The organism is Roseobacter sp. TSBP12 (assembly GCF_009129705.1).
Lineage (GTDB): Bacteria > Pseudomonadota > Alphaproteobacteria > Rhodobacterales > Rhodobacteraceae > Celeribacter > Celeribacter baekdonensis_A.
In genome coordinates, this window is the sequence record NZ_PYIB01000020.1 from 57,738 (window position 1) to 73,101 (window position 15,364).

General features: G+C 58.9%; 16 protein-coding genes and 1 pseudogene. 3 read left to right on the forward strand and 14 right to left on the reverse strand.

All coding sequences use genetic code 11. The annotated features are described in order from the left end of the window. Nucleotides 1-222: 222 nt before the first annotated feature. The 5 genes and pseudogenes from C8029_RS22900 to C8029_RS05285 all read right to left on the reverse strand — a co-directional run bounded on the left by C8029_RS22900 (nucleotide 223) and on the right by C8029_RS05285 (nucleotide 5,343). A pseudogene (locus C8029_RS22900) lies at nucleotides 223-1,733 on the reverse strand (aldehyde dehydrogenase family protein). 396 nt (nucleotides 1,734-2,129) lie between these two features. Then, complete coding sequence (ubiV, locus tag C8029_RS05270) at nucleotides 2,130-3,041, reverse strand: ubiquinone anaerobic biosynthesis protein UbiV (protein ID WP_226946235.1); 912 nt, start codon at nucleotides 3,039-3,041, stop codon at nucleotides 2,130-2,132. A 5-nt stretch (nucleotides 3,042-3,046) separates the two neighbouring features. Beyond that, nucleotides 3,047-4,045: a ubiquinone anaerobic biosynthesis protein UbiU gene (ubiU, locus tag C8029_RS05275; RefSeq protein WP_152002429.1), complete on the reverse strand. Its 999-nt coding sequence runs from the start codon at nucleotides 4,043-4,045 to the stop codon at nucleotides 3,047-3,049. Continuing rightward, complete coding sequence (ubiT, locus tag C8029_RS05280; protein WP_152002430.1) at nucleotides 4,045-4,575, reverse strand: ubiquinone anaerobic biosynthesis accessory factor UbiT; 531 nt, start codon at nucleotides 4,573-4,575, stop codon at nucleotides 4,045-4,047. Before ubiT ends, ubiU begins: the two co-directional genes overlap by 1 nt. Before the next feature lie 285 nt (nucleotides 4,576-4,860). Next, nucleotides 4,861-5,343: a hemerythrin domain-containing protein gene (locus C8029_RS05285; RefSeq protein ID WP_152002431.1), complete on the reverse strand. Its 483-nt coding sequence runs from the start codon at nucleotides 5,341-5,343 to the stop codon at nucleotides 4,861-4,863. 120 nt (nucleotides 5,344-5,463) lie between these two features. Between C8029_RS05285 and C8029_RS05290 the strand changes: the two genes are divergently transcribed. Further along, complete coding sequence (locus C8029_RS05290; RefSeq protein WP_152002432.1) at nucleotides 5,464-5,877, forward strand: Rrf2 family transcriptional regulator; 414 nt, start codon at nucleotides 5,464-5,466, stop codon at nucleotides 5,875-5,877. Between the two features lie 166 nt (nucleotides 5,878-6,043). On the opposite strand, the gene C8029_RS05295 is transcribed toward C8029_RS05290, so the two are convergent. The 4 genes from C8029_RS05295 to C8029_RS05310 form a co-directional block, all read right to left on the reverse strand. After that, nucleotides 6,044-6,313, reverse strand: coding sequence for a cytochrome C oxidase subunit IV family protein (locus C8029_RS05295; RefSeq protein ID WP_152002433.1), 270 nt, complete (start codon nucleotides 6,311-6,313; stop codon nucleotides 6,044-6,046). Continuing rightward, a complete protein-coding gene (locus C8029_RS05300; protein ID WP_152002434.1) occupies nucleotides 6,310-6,858 on the reverse strand; it encodes a cytochrome c oxidase subunit 3 in 549 nt (182 codons plus the stop codon). Before C8029_RS05300 ends, C8029_RS05295 begins: the two co-directional genes overlap by 4 nt. 1,043 nt (nucleotides 6,859-7,901) lie before the next feature. Beyond that, nucleotides 7,902-8,441, reverse strand: coding sequence for a DUF924 family protein (locus C8029_RS05305; protein ID WP_009573216.1), 540 nt, complete (start codon nucleotides 8,439-8,441; stop codon nucleotides 7,902-7,904). Nucleotides 8,442-8,446: 5 nt separating this feature from the next. Then, nucleotides 8,447-9,385: a pirin family protein gene (locus C8029_RS05310; protein WP_009573217.1), complete on the reverse strand. Its 939-nt coding sequence runs from the start codon at nucleotides 9,383-9,385 to the stop codon at nucleotides 8,447-8,449. Between the two features lie 161 nt (nucleotides 9,386-9,546). On the opposite strand from C8029_RS05310, the gene C8029_RS05315 reads away from it, so the two are divergent. Next, the gene (locus C8029_RS05315; protein ID WP_152002435.1) at nucleotides 9,547-11,103 is read left to right on the forward strand and encodes a VOC family protein; all 1,557 of its coding nucleotides are present in this window, start codon (nucleotides 9,547-9,549) and stop codon (nucleotides 11,101-11,103) included. Beyond that, nucleotides 11,100-11,414 (forward strand): GNAT family N-acetyltransferase, encoded by a 315-nt coding sequence (locus tag C8029_RS05320; RefSeq protein ID WP_009573219.1) that lies wholly within the window; start codon nucleotides 11,100-11,102, stop codon nucleotides 11,412-11,414. The genes C8029_RS05315 and C8029_RS05320 overlap by 4 nt, the downstream gene beginning before the upstream one ends. Nucleotides 11,415-11,574: 160 nt before the next feature. Here the strand turns inward: C8029_RS05320 and C8029_RS05325 are convergent, their stop codons facing one another. The 5 genes from C8029_RS05325 to C8029_RS22265 form a co-directional block, all read right to left on the reverse strand. Then, nucleotides 11,575-12,114, reverse strand: coding sequence for an NADPH-dependent FMN reductase (locus C8029_RS05325; RefSeq protein ID WP_152002436.1), 540 nt, complete (start codon nucleotides 12,112-12,114; stop codon nucleotides 11,575-11,577). Next, a complete protein-coding gene (locus C8029_RS05330; protein WP_009573221.1) occupies nucleotides 12,111-13,082 on the reverse strand; it encodes an ion transporter in 972 nt (323 codons plus the stop codon). The genes C8029_RS05325 and C8029_RS05330 overlap by 4 nt, the downstream gene beginning before the upstream one ends. Next, nucleotides 13,079-14,269, reverse strand: a complete 1,191-nt coding sequence (locus C8029_RS05335; protein WP_152002437.1) for a low temperature requirement protein A — start codon at nucleotides 14,267-14,269, stop codon at nucleotides 13,079-13,081. Before C8029_RS05335 ends, C8029_RS05330 begins: the two co-directional genes overlap by 4 nt. A 103-nt stretch (nucleotides 14,270-14,372) precedes the next feature. Continuing rightward, nucleotides 14,373-14,843 carry a VOC family protein gene (locus tag C8029_RS22260; protein ID WP_286189725.1) on the reverse strand — a complete coding sequence of 157 codons (471 nt, stop codon included), beginning with the start codon at nucleotides 14,841-14,843 and terminating at the stop codon, nucleotides 14,373-14,375. Further along, nucleotides 14,816-15,313 carry a VOC family protein gene (locus tag C8029_RS22265; RefSeq protein ID WP_226946237.1) on the reverse strand — a complete coding sequence of 166 codons (498 nt, stop codon included), beginning with the start codon at nucleotides 15,311-15,313 and terminating at the stop codon, nucleotides 14,816-14,818. Before C8029_RS22265 ends, C8029_RS22260 begins: the two co-directional genes overlap by 28 nt. Nucleotides 15,314-15,364 lie beyond the last annotated feature (51 nt).

A 15,364-nucleotide genomic window follows, 5' to 3' on the forward strand; every position in this document is an offset into this window, starting at 1 on the left:
ATGGACAAAGAAAGAGCGGTTCGTGCCAGCGGTGCCAACACGAGGGAGGGAGCTTTGCAGTGACAAGGAAGGCGTCCGACCGAGGGTACATCTCGATCTTCAGATCATTCCTCTCTGTTGTCGCGACCCCTCTATGGCGGGGGCTTCGCGGGGTAAGCTGCGTGTCAGACACACAGGATCTTTAGGCCCTGCCCCTCGGGGAAAGGGACAGGGCCATGCAGTCTACGCGGGATACGCCACGCAAACCGATTTCGTTTCGAGATAATTCTCAAGTGCGCCTGCGCCATGTTCACGGCCTACACCCGATTGTTTAAAGCCACCAAAGGGCATGTTTTGATCGGGGATGTTGTGGGCATTGACCCAAACTGTTCCGGCTTTGAGTTTCGGCACGTAGCGCATGACTTTGTTGACATCCGTGGTCCAAATCGACGCGCCAAGCCCATAGATCGTATCGTTGGCCATGGTCATCGCCTCATCGGCGTCGCCAAACGGCGTGACTGAGATCACCGGACCAAACACCTCTTGCTGCATGATCGCCATGTCTTGAGTGGTTTCGGTAAAAATCTGCGGCGCAACGTAATAGCCCTCATTCGGGGCTGCCCCGTTGAGAATGGGCTTTGCGCCTTGCTCGATCGCTTTGGAAATACAGGCTTTGACATGGGCCTGATGTTTGGCTGAGACCAGCGGATTGATCATATTGCCCGGGTTCATCCCAGAACCGATCGGCAGGCTCCCGGCGATGGCTGCGATGATGTCGAGCGCCTTTTCGTAGATGCCTTTTTGGATATAAAGCCGCGTGCCCGAGGTGCAGGTTTGGCCGGAATTGAACATCGTACCGATGCCGATTGCCGGGCCCAACAGATCAAGATCCATATCGTCGAACATAACCATCGGGCTTTGCCGCCCAATTCCAATGTCACCGGCTTCATGTCTTTCATCGCCTGAATGCCAATGAGTTTTCCGGTCTCTGTCGAGCCGGTAAAGGTGACTTTATCGACCCCAGGATGCGCCACCAAAGGCGCGCCCACGTCCGAACCGGTGCCGGTAATGACATTGACCGTCCCCTCAGGGAACCCGGCCTCAAGGCAAAGTTTCGCCAGATACATCGAGGTCAGCGGTGTTTCCTCGGCAGGCTTCAACACCACGGTACAGCCCGCCGCCAATGCAGGTGCGATTTTCCAGACGGCCATGTTGAGCGGGAAATTCCACGGCGTCACCGCCGCAACCACGCCGACGGCTTCTTTGCGGGTCTGCGCTTGGTATTTTGTGCCCTCGGGGATGGCGATGGACACGTCAAAGGTCTGACCATAAATCTTGGTCGCCCAACCGGCCATATAGCGGATGTATTCGGCGGAGGATTGCACCTCGATGAGACGTGAAATCATCACGTTCTTACCGTTTTCCAAGGTCTCGATCTGGGCCAGCTCTTCGCCGTTCTCCTCGATGAGATCCGCGAGCTTGAGCATCAGGGACTGACGCGCCATGGCGCTCATGTTGGACCAAGGGCCTTCAAAGGCCGTGCGAGCGGCAGCCACTGCCGCATTGACATCTTCGACACCACCTGCGGGCACCTGAGCGACTTCTCCACCTGTTGCCGGATCGTAGACAGCAAAGGTTTGGCCGGAAAGCGCCTCGCAGCTTTGGCCGCCCACGACCATCTTAGGCGCGCTCAAAAAGTCGGCGACAGCCGGGAGGATAGCCTCCACTGCGCTGTCTGGCACAGCAATTTTCATTTTTGACCTCCAAGGGGTGCGTTGTGCGTTATTTCGCCAGCGATTGAATCTCTGGCTTTTGCGTTATTGTTAACGTGAAACTTGACGCAACTGACTCGCCCTGTCAAATTTAAATGAAAGTTAACGTAAAAATTGGTGAATTTTTAAACGGCAAAATGGGTCTATGTCTACAATAACCACTTAGAGAAAAGTGGGCTCCGTTGATATTGCACGCATAAAGTTCACCGAACCCAAGCGCAAAATCCGCGAAATGGGCATAGGTGTTAAAAGGGGGATGGGCCGGTCGATGCTCTGCGCATGACAGGCATGATGATGTGGGCCATTCACCGCACGCGGACCGGTGCAGGCACATATCTGCGCCAAGGCCGGGATCGAGTTGTGGACTTCGTCCCGCAGTCAGACCGGTGCCGCCATGGCGATCCGCCGGTAGCCCGCCGCACCATGGTAGAAGCCATTGCTGAGGCGCGCATCACCGCTCAGCGCCGCGAGGCGCGCGTCTGCTTCGCTCATCGACAGCCTGCCGTCCACCGCGTCGCGAAACACCTGCGCCACCGCAACCATGTCCACCCTCTGCGGCATCAGCCGAAGATGGGTGACCCTGTCGGCCACCAGTTGCGGGGTTTCGGGCAACAGGTCAAGATAACTCTCAGACTGGGTCTGAATGCCGTTCACCCGCAGGATTGGCTGATCATCACGGCTGCGCAGTGGCATACCGTCGGGATCTTCTTCGCAGACGAACTGGCAATTGTCCTTGGTCCGGCCATGGGCGCGGGCGTGGTAGCAGCGCGCTGAGACGGCGAGTGAGACGCGGCCAAAGACCTGTACCTCAACACCAAGCCCCAAATCGCTTGCGGCACGCGCCGCGACGGCGATGGCCGGGGCTGGCATTTCGGACGGCAGGCAGACATGGGTCGCGCCCCGTGCGGCCATCCATCCGATGGTTGCCTCGTTATAGGCGTTCATGAACGGACCGATGCGGTGCGGGCGCCGACCCCGCGCAAAGAGGCCCGCCGCATTGTTGATTTCGATCTCAGGCGCGTCGATCCCTGCCAGATCGTCGGTCGCCTTGCGCTCGCGTTTAAGCATGACTTCGGCCAGCGTGGACAAGATCACCCGCTTGCCCGCCCGCTCCAGCCGGTCGATCGTGGCGGGCAGTTCGGCCTCGTGAAAGGGCGCGCGCTTGGAACAGATCACTTCGCCCAGATAGACGTCGTCCACCGGGGCCTCGTCAGCGATGCGGGCATAAAAGTCGCTTCGCGCCTCGGCGGACCAGTGATAGGCGATGGGGCCGAGTGTCAATTTCGTCATGTTGGTCACCGCCATTTCTTTGTTTCGAAGGCACCTTGGGTCTGCTTCTGCCCCTCGGTCAGCGCGAGAAGATCCGCGATATTCGCCTTGCGCCCCGCCTTGATATCATCCACCGCCGCACGAAAGGCCCGCACAACACCCCGGACATAGCTTTTCGACCGCTGTCGTCCCTCAATCTTGAATGCATGGACCCCGGCCTCAATCAATTCGGGCAGCAACCGCGAGAGATTCAGGCTCACCGGTTCCTCAAAGGCATAGTACCCCTCGGGTCGGTGCGGCGCAGTGTAGCGGCCCTTGCAGATCGTGGGATACCCGGCCTTCTCGTCTGGACCGAACCGGTCGATGGTGAACCCCGCAAGTTGCGAAGACATCGACCCGTCGGCATCGCGCACATATTCCACGTCCGAGGCGGGCGAGCAGACACCGTCCATGTTCGTCGATTGCCCGGTGAGATAATTCGTCAGGCTGCACCGTCCCTCGACCATCAAACCATGGTTCCCAAAGATGAAGGTCTCGATCTCACAGGGGATTTCCCTGCGGATCTGGCGGATTTCTGGGATCGTCAGAATACGCGGCAAAACCACGCGCTTTACCCCGAAACTTTCGCAATAGTAGCGGATTGCCTCGGGCGACGAGGCAGCAGCCTGCACCGACAAGTGCAGCCGCACCTGCGGGTGAGCATGGGCGATGTAATCAGCCACGCCCATGTCGGCGACGATAAAGGCATCCACACCCAACCGAGCGCCGGTATCCGCCGCATGCCGCCACAGATCCAGCTTGCCGGCGGGCGGATAAGTATTGAGCGCCAACAGAACCTTCGTGCCGTGGGCATGAGCATAGACGACCGATGCGGCAAGCTCGTCAGGCGTGAAATTCAGGCCCGGAAAGTTGCGCGCGTTGGTCGCATCCTGAAACCCACAATAAACGGCGTCGGCACCCGCATCCACGGCCGTCCGCAGCGCGGCGGGGGTGCCAGCGGGGCAGATCAGTTCGGCAAGGCTCATTATATGCACTCCTGTCCTTTGGTGTCGTTGAGATAGGCCCGCCGCAGCCGTGCGAGAATGGCCCGTCCCGGCGCTCCAAACATCGCCGCCGTTTCTTCGGCCAGAGACCCGTCGATATCGTCGAGCGCATTCCGCAGCCGCACCACGGCCTCGGTGTCGCCGCTCACCTCCAGATCGCGCGAAAAAAAGGCTGCGTCGCCGTCCTGTTCGGCATCGACCAACTCCAGCAGCAACAAAAACCGCCCCCGGATCGCGGCACCCGTGTGCGGTGCGGCATCACGCGGCACGGCGCGGAACACCAGCGCCTCTGGATCAGGGCGCAGGTGCAGCGCGAAAGGCAGTTCCACCGGGTCGATCAGGAAATCGGTCGTCTGGTGTGGCCCAAGCCGCGCAAAGAGCGACGGGTGCCGCGCGGCAGTTCGACGGACAACACGGGACAGAAACGGCTGTATCAGCACACAGGCCAGCCGCGCGGCGGCGGTCCGTCCGGGGCCCGGAGGGCGGGTGTTGACATCTGCATGGATGCTCATGATCAGAGGGTCCGTTCTGCAAGCAACCCGGTCTTGGTCACGATCTTGGTCGCGATCTTGGTCTCCGTCACGATCAGGTCAAGCGGGATGCCATGGGGTTGTGGGTGATGGGAGTGCGGATGAATTGTGGTCACCTGCCGCGGACAACGCAGTGCCGATGACACCGGGCTTTGGACGCCGTGCCGCCAGCTTGGACAGACGTTACGGGGGCGTCGAAAACCATGAGGGATAGCGCGCGCGCCCCGCGTCCCTGCGTCGAAACGCGTGTCAGCGTCATCATTGCCCTTACGCTCGCTCGAACCTCGGAAAAAGGACGTCGTTTTCCAGCGCGATATGGGCGGCAATATCATCAAACAGCGTCAACGTGCCGCTATAGAGTGATCGCCAAGATCCGCAGGCATGCTCTGGAGGAGTCAGATCGTGTGTCAGTTGCCGGATCAGCGCGATGTTTTCAGCGTGGTCGTCATGATCGGCCCGCATCACCGCTATGGGATGCTCGATCCCCGCGCCCCCGCCGTCTCGCATGGCCGGAAACAGGATCCTTTCCTCCTTGGTCATGTGATCCTCCATCTCATGCGCCAGCGTCGCGAGGGCCTGAGCCAAACCCACGGGCGCCTCCGCATCGCCCTCATGGACGTGCTCGACCCGCTCCGCCAGCAACATCAACGCGGCAAAGTCAGCGCGGTGCATTTCATGATACCGGGTCAAAATATGGTCGATTAGCGCGCCAGTTTCCTGGGGGACGTCCGCTTCGGCAAGAGTGTTCATCGTAGGCCCTTTCTCAGGCTCATAGCCCCGGCCCTTGCGCGGGCCGCAGCAAATTGGTATCTAAAATACGCATATCATTCCCCAAATACGCACTTCAATTACCAAATCAGGACTGCGACCTTGCGCCTCACCTCCTTCACCGACTACGGCCTGCGCGTCTTGATGCGCATGGCAGGCGACCCTGACCGACCCTTCACCACGGCGGACCTAGCCGACGAGTTCCAAATATCCCGCAATCACTTAGCCAAGGTGATTTCGGCCCTCGCCACCGCAGGCTATCTGGAAACCCGGCGCGGAGGGGGCGGAGGCGCGGCATTGGCCCGTCCGCCCGAAAACATCCGGCTGGGCGACGTGATCGCGACACTCGAAGCTGACCAAGCCCTGGTGGAATGCTTCGCGGCCAGCGGCAACGCCTGCACACTGACCCCGCAATGCCGGTTGAAGGCGCGGCTGACCCAAGCCGAGGCGGCCTTTGTTGCCGACCTCAACCGCAGCACATTGGCCGATTGTGTGTACCGCCCTGAAACCCTCTGACACACCAAGAGCGTGACCACCGCCCAGACCGCGCGGCGCTGAGGCATGGCACAGACGGTCCGCCACTCGCACGCGCCCGCCAGAATATCGGCCTCGGTCACCATCGTGGGCATGCCGCCCCGAAAAGCGGTTCGGATCTACCCGGATCGCCTTAGCGCCTTGGCGTTCACAGCACGAGAGGCGCGGCGTAAAGCGCCAGCATGAGAAGGCATAGTCCCGTCAAGCACACATCGAACCCGCGCCGCCACCTTGGTGCTCGCTGCAGTCCCATATAGTCGGCAAGGATGATCCGGGCTTTTTGCCAGGCAAGCGCCATCACTGCCACGCCCGCCACAACGGGCCATTGCGCCCAGATCCCCGATGCCGACAGAGCTGTTGAGCCAAAACTGAGGGCCACCAGCAGCGCCCACGCGATATAAAGCGACCGATGTGTCATTGCAAAAGATAGATCACGGGAAAGAGCAGCACCCAGATCAGGTCAACCATGTGCCAAAACGCCGTGGCGTCCTCTATGTTGTCAACATGATCGCGCCAGGCAACGAGCAACAACAGGACGACACCGGCTGCGACATGCGCGGCATGAAATCCTGTCAGCATGAAGTAGAAATTGAAAAAGACATGGGTGTCCCAAACGATGCCACTGGCGGCCTTGGAGGCAAACTCCGCCCCTTTGATCCATAGGAACACCACGCCAAGCAAAGCCGCCGCGACAAGACAAAACCGCGCTTTCGTCCGCGCGCCGCCCCGGCGCAAGGCATTGGCCAAGGCTGCGAGAAAGCCGCTGGTGATCAGGACAATCGTGTTGATCCCCGCCGCCGTGCGATCCAACATGTCCTGTGCCTCGGCAAAGCCGTCGGGGTCGGTGATCCGAACAGACAGGAACACGGTCAGCCCCGCCCCGAAGACGAGCACTTCACTGACAATCAGAATCCACATCAACAATTCGCCGGGCAATGCGTCTAAAGCATCTTTATCGGTCATGCGGGCAGCATCCTTTCACAAAGTGAAAGGCACGTAACGGTCGCCATCTGGCTGTGCGTCTTGCAAATCATTTGATCAGCCCTGTTATGTCACTGGCTTATCTTTTGTATTAGTATTTTAAATACCTATTCACAAGCCACAAAAGAGGCATTGACTGCCGCCCTTTTGAAGCCAGCCCATACAACACGCGCAGTCATATTGTCGAATGTCGAACATCTTTGACGCGATGTGGCTGACTTTCTGAATCCTATCAGCAGGCCGCGTCACGCAATATCGGGCCAACCGTCATGCAGGTCTGACCCCTACCCGGACCTTAGGCGCGGTGTGGGTCACTGTCTGCAATGCGGGACAAAGCTGCCGTTGGGTCATTATCAGTGATCAAACACCGAAGTTTTGAAAATCAGTGGGGCGTGTCATCAACGTGATAGTATCTGATGCGAGATTTGTCTTCCCAAGGATACGGATTCTCCATCGCTCCATAGCAGGCGTCCCATTCTTCCTTGGTCGGGCTAGGGACCTCGCTATATGTAGCGCACTTTCTACATTGAACCTGCAGTTCGACGGTATCTAAAATGCCCGCGACAACGTCCCATTCGTGATCGCAAGTGGCTGGATCATCAGCCATAAGTGAGACGCGTTCAACGATGTATTTTGTCGACAACAAGGATTGCGGAATAAAGAGACTAAGGTACGCAAAGAATTTCTTCATAATCACCGGCTCGCGCATTTCAAAGATGGAAATCTAAACAGATTGAAACCGCTCATACAATGCGCAATTTGGCCTCAAACCCGCCCTTCGCTGCGATCTGCGCGAAGGTCTGGTTTTCAATTTTTGGGCGGCTTGTGACGTGCAGGCCAAAATCATCTGACATTCAACACGTTTGGGGCGCATCGGCTGAAACGGAACTGTCAGAATAGGTTCATCCCTTTCCGCATTTATCGGTCGGTTCCGGGTCGGGCGGTTAGTGCGATTGCCGGGACTGTGCTTCTGGCGCGGGCCTGTCGACGCAGGTCGTTGGTGTGTTACGGATAGTGGATGCTTTTCAGAACCCTGAATGAGTTTTCAAAAACTCCGCTTCCTCTGGCGTATTATCGCGCCCCAGCACTACGTTGCGGTGAGGAAACCGATCAAATTGGGCGATGATGTCGCGGTGCTGATGGGCGAAATCCAGTGCATTCTCGTTGCCGAGCGCTTTGTAGAGTTTCACGGATCGGTTCTGATCGGCGAGCATCTCTGAATGCATAAAGGGCAGGTAAAAGAACTGGCGTTCGGTTTCCGAAAGGTCCTGATCATAGCCGCGATCCAGCGCCGTACGGGCATGGGTCAGGGCAATATCATTACTCTCGAAGGACCGGCCCGAGCCGCGGAACAGGTTGCGCGGGAACTGGTCCAAGGCGATGACCAGCGAAAGCGCGTCCGCCGCGTTCTCCATCCAGTGATCGAGATCGCCGCGATGCGCTGTTTCATAAGTTTCGGCAAAATCGGTTTTGATCCGCGCATCGACCTTATCGGAACGGGCAAACCAATAGGGCTGCACCGTGCCCGCAAACCAGAAATCGCGAATGTCTTTTGCGGTTTTCATGACTGTCACTTCTCTGGCAATGGAATGAACTCGGCTTTGTCGTCCTCGGGCAACTCAAAAACACCCTTGCCCCAATTCGCGGCGCGCCATTCTTCCTTGGCTGCCTCGATCTTGTCCTTGCTGGAGGACACAAAATTCCACCACACATGGCGCGGCCCGTTCAGCGTGGCCCCGCCAAGTGCCAACAACCGTGCGCCCTGCGGTCCAGCCTGCACGGTGATCTTATCGCCTGGGCGGAACACCATCATACGACCGGCCTCAAAGGTCTCGCCCGCGATGCCGACCTCACCATGGGTGATATAAAGCCCGCGATCTTCATGATCGTCCGGCAGAGGGAAGCGCGCGTCTGGTGCAAGCGTCACATCCAGATAAAAGGTTTCCGAGAACATCGTCGCCGGGGCGGTTTCGCCATAGGCTGTACCGAGGATCAGCCGGGCCTCGATCCCCTCGGCTTCGATCATAGGCAGGGCGCCCTGGCCATGATGTTCGAACAACGGCGCACGGTCTTCATCCTCTTCGGGCAGGGCCATCCATGTCTGGATACCGAACAGCTCTTGCGGGGCCTTGCGCGACTCGGAAGTACTGCGCTCGGAATGGGTCACGCCGCGTCCGGCGACCATCCAGTTGACCGCACCTGGACGGATCACCTGGTTGGTCCCAAGGCTGTCGCGGTGCTGAAAATGGCCCTGATAGAGATACGTGACAGTGCCAAGGCCAATATGCGGATGTGGGCGCACGTCGATGCCCTGATTGGTCAGAAACTCGGCCGGTCCCATCTGGTCGAAAAAGATGAACGGGCCGACCATCTGACGTCGTGGCGCAGGCAAGGCGCGCCGCACCTCGAACCCGCCCAGATCGCGGGCGCGCGGTATGATCAGGGTCTCGATGGCATCCACACCGATCTCGTCGGGGCAGCCGGGGTCAAGAGCGGGATTCCAACTCATGGCACTCTCCTTTCAGGTTCAGGTTAGCCGCAAAAGCGCGCCCTTGAAAAGCGATAGCTGTTCGCTACCATGGAACGCAGGGTTCCATATCGTCGGTGTTGAGAGACTGTTGTGACGTCCCCATTTGGCGGACAGAGAGTTGTTTCCAAATGAGGGGCACCATGACAACCGGCATCCATCACGTCACCGCAATCACACGCAATGTTCAAAAGAACGTCGATTTCTATGCCGGTTTTCTCGGCCTCAAGTTGGTGAAACAGACCGGCGGCTACGAGGACGCAGAGCAATTGCACCTGTTCTACGGCGATGCTTTGGGCAGTCCAGGCTCGATCACAACCTTTCTGGTCTGGCAGGACGGCGCACCGGGCCGCGTCGGTCTTGGCGCGCTGTCTGAGGTCGCCTTTACGGTTCCCAAAAACAGCTTGGGCGATTGGCTGACCCGTGCGATGACCGCAGGCATTCAGGTCAGCGGGCCGACGCGGGAACTGGGCGAAACAGTGCTGCGGCTGCGCGATCCCGACGGGATTGTCGTGAAACTCGTGGGCGGCGATGCGCTGGCCACCGCCCCGCTGGCCGATCCCGTCGCGCCGACACGGATACACGGCGTGACCCTCCTGTCGGAGGATGCGCAGGCGACGGCGGATTTCTTGGTGCGGTTTGGCTATTCCGAAGCGTTGCGAGACGGGCCGTTCATCCGGTTGCGATCGGATCAGGACGTGGTGGATGTGCGGGCCTCGGCAGGGTTCGTTCCGGCACTCCCCGGCACAGGTATGTTCGACCATGTGGCCTTTCGAGCCCGTGATGTCGATGCCCTTCGCCAGATGCGACTGGACCTGCGCACGCAGGACGGTGTGACCCAGAACGGTGTGACCAATGTGCATGATCGAAAGTATTTCCTGTCGCTATACGTGCGTGAACCGATGGGAACGCTGATCGAATACGCCACCGATGCCCCCGGCTTCACCGCGGATGAAGACGCCGCCCATCTGGGTGAGACCCTGATGATTCCGGCCACAGATGCGGCGCGCGCTGCTGATTTGCGCGTGACCCTGCCGCAGTTTGCCCGTCCGGGCGAGGAAAGGAGACCCATGAGAGACCTGCCATTTGTTCACCGGTTCCATACGCCGGACACCCCCGACGGCTCTACCATTGTGCTGTTGCATGGCACCGGCGGGAATGAAGCCGATCTGATGCCTTTGGCGGCCAGGCTGAATCCGCGCGCCACTCTTTTGGGGGTTCGTGGCCGAGCCACCGAAGAAGGGATCACGCGCTGGTTCCGGCGCTTTGACGCCGTGACCTATGATCAGGACGACATTCGTGCAGAGGCGCGCGCCTTTGTGGCATTCGTCGAGGGGGCGACCCGGAGTTATGGGCTAGACCCCAAAACGACGACATTCCTTGGGTATTCCAACGGGGCAAACCTGTTGGGTGCAATCTTGCGGTTGCATCCCGGTGTGGTGCAACGCGCCATCCTGCTACGTGGGATCGAGGCGCTCGAAGACGCACCAACAGCCGATCTGACAGACAGCGACGTTCTACTTTTGACCGGCGCACAGGACCCGTTCGGGCGCATGGTCCCGCAACTGGAAGCCTCCCTCACGTCGGGCGGCGCAACTCTCAATGCCCAGATTATCGACGCCGGACACGACCTGTCGCCCGAAGATGTGCGTATCGCCGCAAAATGGCTGGCAAAGATCCCGCAAGGAGAACCGAGATGACCGACCTCATACTGTCAAAAGAAGAGGGCGCACGGCGCGGGCGATACGTCGCCCGTCTCGCCGGGATCGACGCCGAAGCCGAGATCACGTTTCGCCATCAAGGCGCGGGCATCATCAGTGCGGATCATACCGGCGTGCCCGCCACAATGAGCGGACATGGCGTTGCCAAGGCCCTGCTGAACTACATGCTGGAGGATGCGCGCCGCGCCGGGTTCCGCATTATTCCGATTTGCCCCTTTGTGCGCAGCCAATACGCCAAGCATCCCGAATGGGCCGATCTGTTCACAACCAAACCTGGCGAAGATCCATGAAGATCCATAAGGAGTAGAGGTTATGGCCGAATTGTCAGGCGTGACGGAGATCAATCAGACCGGGTTGGGGTCTGATTGACATTGCCAATGTCCGGCAGGTCGAAGGGCACCACGTCGATCCGGTTGCCGAGACCGTGAGCGGGAAAGTCCGGCTCACGGCCTACAGGCTGGCGGCAAAGGACTTGATGTAATCGCCCAGCATCGCGCGCGTCTTGTCGTCGGTCAGATTGCCCGCCTCATCATAAAGACTGCCCGCACGCGAGACCATCAGGCGGCCTTCTGTCCACAGATCGCATTTCAGCGTTCGCAAGACCGGCAACCAATGGTTCTGTGCCATGATTGTACCAAACCCGCCCGGAGAGGCACCAATCACGGCGATGGGTTTCCCCACGAACAGCTTCAACCCCTCGCCCCGTGACATCCAATCGATCGCGTTCTTGAAGACGCCAGGGATGCCGTTGTTATATTCGGGCGTAACCAGCAACACCCCGTCCGCCGATGCAAGCTGCGCCTGCAATACCTGCACCGCCGGCGGCAAACCTTCGGCGGCTTCGGCATCGGCATTGTAGAGCGGCACATCGGCAATGGACCCGATGTCGATTTGAACGTCATCGGATGTCACCTCTACTGCCGCGCGCAACAGTCCTGTATTGAAAGAGGCTTTACGAAGGCTGCCGGAAATCCCAAGGATTGTGCTCATTCTTCATCTCCTATGTGTTGGAATTCATACCCACATTGAGGGCATGTGCATTGGGATCGTTGAACCTGCTTGCGCCGCACGTCCTGATGGATGCTGTGGGCGATTTCTCTGCTGATGCCAAGGTCGCGGCGAAGCTTTTCGATCTTGCGACCTTCGCCCAAGTCGATTTGCCCGTCTTCAAGCGCACAGCGGAATTCCTCGCGCAACAGATCGCGGCGGCGATGCAGATGATCGGCCAGACCGCTGGCGATGATACCGGCGGGAAGCGCGGCCATGCCGACGCCCAAAATGGTGATCGCCCCACCAAATACCCGCCCCAGCGGCGTGATTGGCGTAACATCACCGTATCCGACGGTCGTCAGCGTGACCATCGACCACCACATCGCGGCGGGCACAGAACCGAAGGCATCCGGCTGTGCCTCGTGTTCGACCATATAGGCACCGGCAGCGGCGAATATGAGCAGGATCGTCAGGATGGAAAAGGCGGCCAAAAGCGTCGCCGCCTCCTCCCGGATCACCGCCATCAGAACGGACAGCGCTGGCGAATACCGGGTCAGCTTGTAGATGCGCAACAGCCGCAAAACGCGCAAGAGTTGAAAGTCCAGCGGCATGAGAAGCGTCAGATAGAAAGGCAGGATCGCGACAAGGTCGATCACCGCCATCGGAGAGCGCATGTAGCGCAGTCTGGCCTGCCACGCGGGCTCGTCCGGCCGGGCTTCGGGCGCGGCCCAGACCCGTGCGACATATTCCACGGAAAAGGCGAGGGTGACAAAGAGATCAAAGCGGCGAAACTCAACCCGATAACGTGCGAACAGGTCTGGCACGGTTTCCAGTGCCACTGCAGTGACGCTGGCAAAGATGAGAAGGATCAGACCAATCTCAATCGCCCAAGACGCCCGGTCAGTGCGACTGGGGTTTTCCAGGGTCTGATAAACCCGATGCCGTACATGAGAGGCGGTCCCGGTCATCTCTTGGCACGTCTTTCGCGAAGGGCAATGCTAAGTGGCCAGACGATCTGTGAGAAAAGCGCGGTCCCAAACAGAGTGTTGCCCACGATGGCTGGCACATGGGGCAGAACCAGAAGCAGGACGACCGTCACAGCGATCCCAAACAGACGCACGCCGCCATGAGAATGCCGACGCGTGGTATCGCGCCCTTCGACAAGCTGTTGCAACAGCCAGATCGATGCCAGAAAGACGCTCAGGCCAACGGTTCCGATGATGCCATAGTCGTATGGGTATGGGGCCAGAATGCCGACATAGATTTCCCCGGCCAACGCCACACCGACCATGACCGTTGACCACATCAGAACGATGTGACCGAACCAGTACCCCAGCAACGTCCCCAACATGCGGGATTTCGGCTTTGCGTTGCCGACACCATCAAAATAGACCCAGGCCATGGCAAAAAGCGACTGGCCACCGATGGCCATGTTCAATAAGGCCCCAGCCCCGAGTTTATAGATGCCCTTGTCAGACAGTGTAACAACCATCTTGAAGAACCCCTCACCGAGCAGGATCAGCATGATCAGGGCGAAACGTTCGGAGATATGGCCAAGTCGCGGCACGAAACGCTCCAACCTCAGCGTGCCTATCTTTGGCAACATGTATTGCAGTTGGATGGCGATAAGCCCTGCACCAAACAGCCAATAGGCCAAGGGCTTTGGCAAGAAGGCGGATAGGGCGAATACAATCGCGAGGATGAAAAAGTTTCGTCCTTGTTCGTAGGCCAAGCCGCAGCGATCGTTCTCGCCGCCGCGCGCGCGCCAATACAGCAATCCGGTCAACCCGCGGTTGGCGGCGAATGCCAGTGCAAAATAGACCCAACCCTTGCCGGTCACCGCATTCAGGGAGGCGGCAAAGAACATGACAGTCACGATTTGGGCCGCCATGATAAGGCGATGGGGAATATCAGTGGAGATGTAGAGCGAGTTATAGATTGAACTATCGGCCCACGCATAGAAAAACGCGATGAAGAGGCCCGTGAAGATCAGGAACCCGTGCCAGTCCAAGTGATGCGACAGGAAATTCCCCAACAGGAAAATTGTGACCACATGGACGAGATCAAAGAACAATTCGACCCAATGAACGTGGTTTGTCGGGTTTTCCGCATCCATGTGGTGTTGCGGCTTTCGCCAGATTGGAAATTCAGTCATTGCTACGTCCCCTGCTCATCCTGAAATCTTGCAAAATTATCGAATGGTTAGCAACTTTGCTGTGCATGCAAAGAGCCGCCGGAATCGGCAGCTCTTCAAAAGGTCAGTCCAGCGGCTTCAATCCCGCCTCAATGTGATCCCGCCGCGTTTCGAGGAAGGGCGGCAGGGACAGTGACTCGCCCATGGTCTCGAACGGCTCATCCACGGCAAAACCGGGTGTGTCTGTGGCGATTTCGAACAGATTGCCGCCTGGCTCGCGGAAATAGAGCGAGCGGAAGTAATACCGTTCGACCTCGCCGGAGGACGGCACGTGAAAGTCATTCAACCGTTGCGCCCACCTGTGGAGCGTCGGTACATCCGGCACGCGAAAAGCGACATGGTGCACCGCACCCGCCCCTTGACGGGCCACCGGCAGATCCGGCTGGACCGCGACATGCAGTTCCGCCGATGGGCCACCATCGCCCATGCGATAGACATGGACTTGCCCGACGCCATCAGGGCTGGCGTATTCCCGGAGTTTCCCCATGTTCATGACCTTGGTCAGGATCAGATCTGTTGCCGTAAGATCGGGCACGGAGATCGTGATCGGACCCAGACCCCGGATCTGGTAGGCGCCGGAACCGGGCTGCGATCCCAAGGATGGGCCGTTCCCGGTTGATCCGCGATCAGGCGAAACCTTTGACCTTCGGGATCTTCGAAGTCGAGGCTTGCGCGCCCGTCAAGTGCGGCAATCTCTCCAACCGTCAGATCGGCATCGCGCAAGCGATTGGCCCAATACTCCAGACTGTTTTCAGCCACCCGCAAACCAGTACGGCTGATCGAATGCGTGCCACGCCGTTCGGGCGCAACCGGCCAGTCAAAAAAGGTCAGGTCGCTTCCAGGGCGGCCCGCGCCATCGGCAAAGAACAAATGATACGCAGAGGTGTCGTCCTGATTGACGGTCTTTTTGACCCGCCGCATTCCCAAAGTTTCGGTATAAAAGCGATTGTTTGCGGGCGCATCGGCGGTGATGGCCGTCAGGTGATGTATACCGGTAAGTTGCATGATCGGCCTCCTTTCGTTGCGTCGAATTTGGGGACGGGACACGGTTCTATC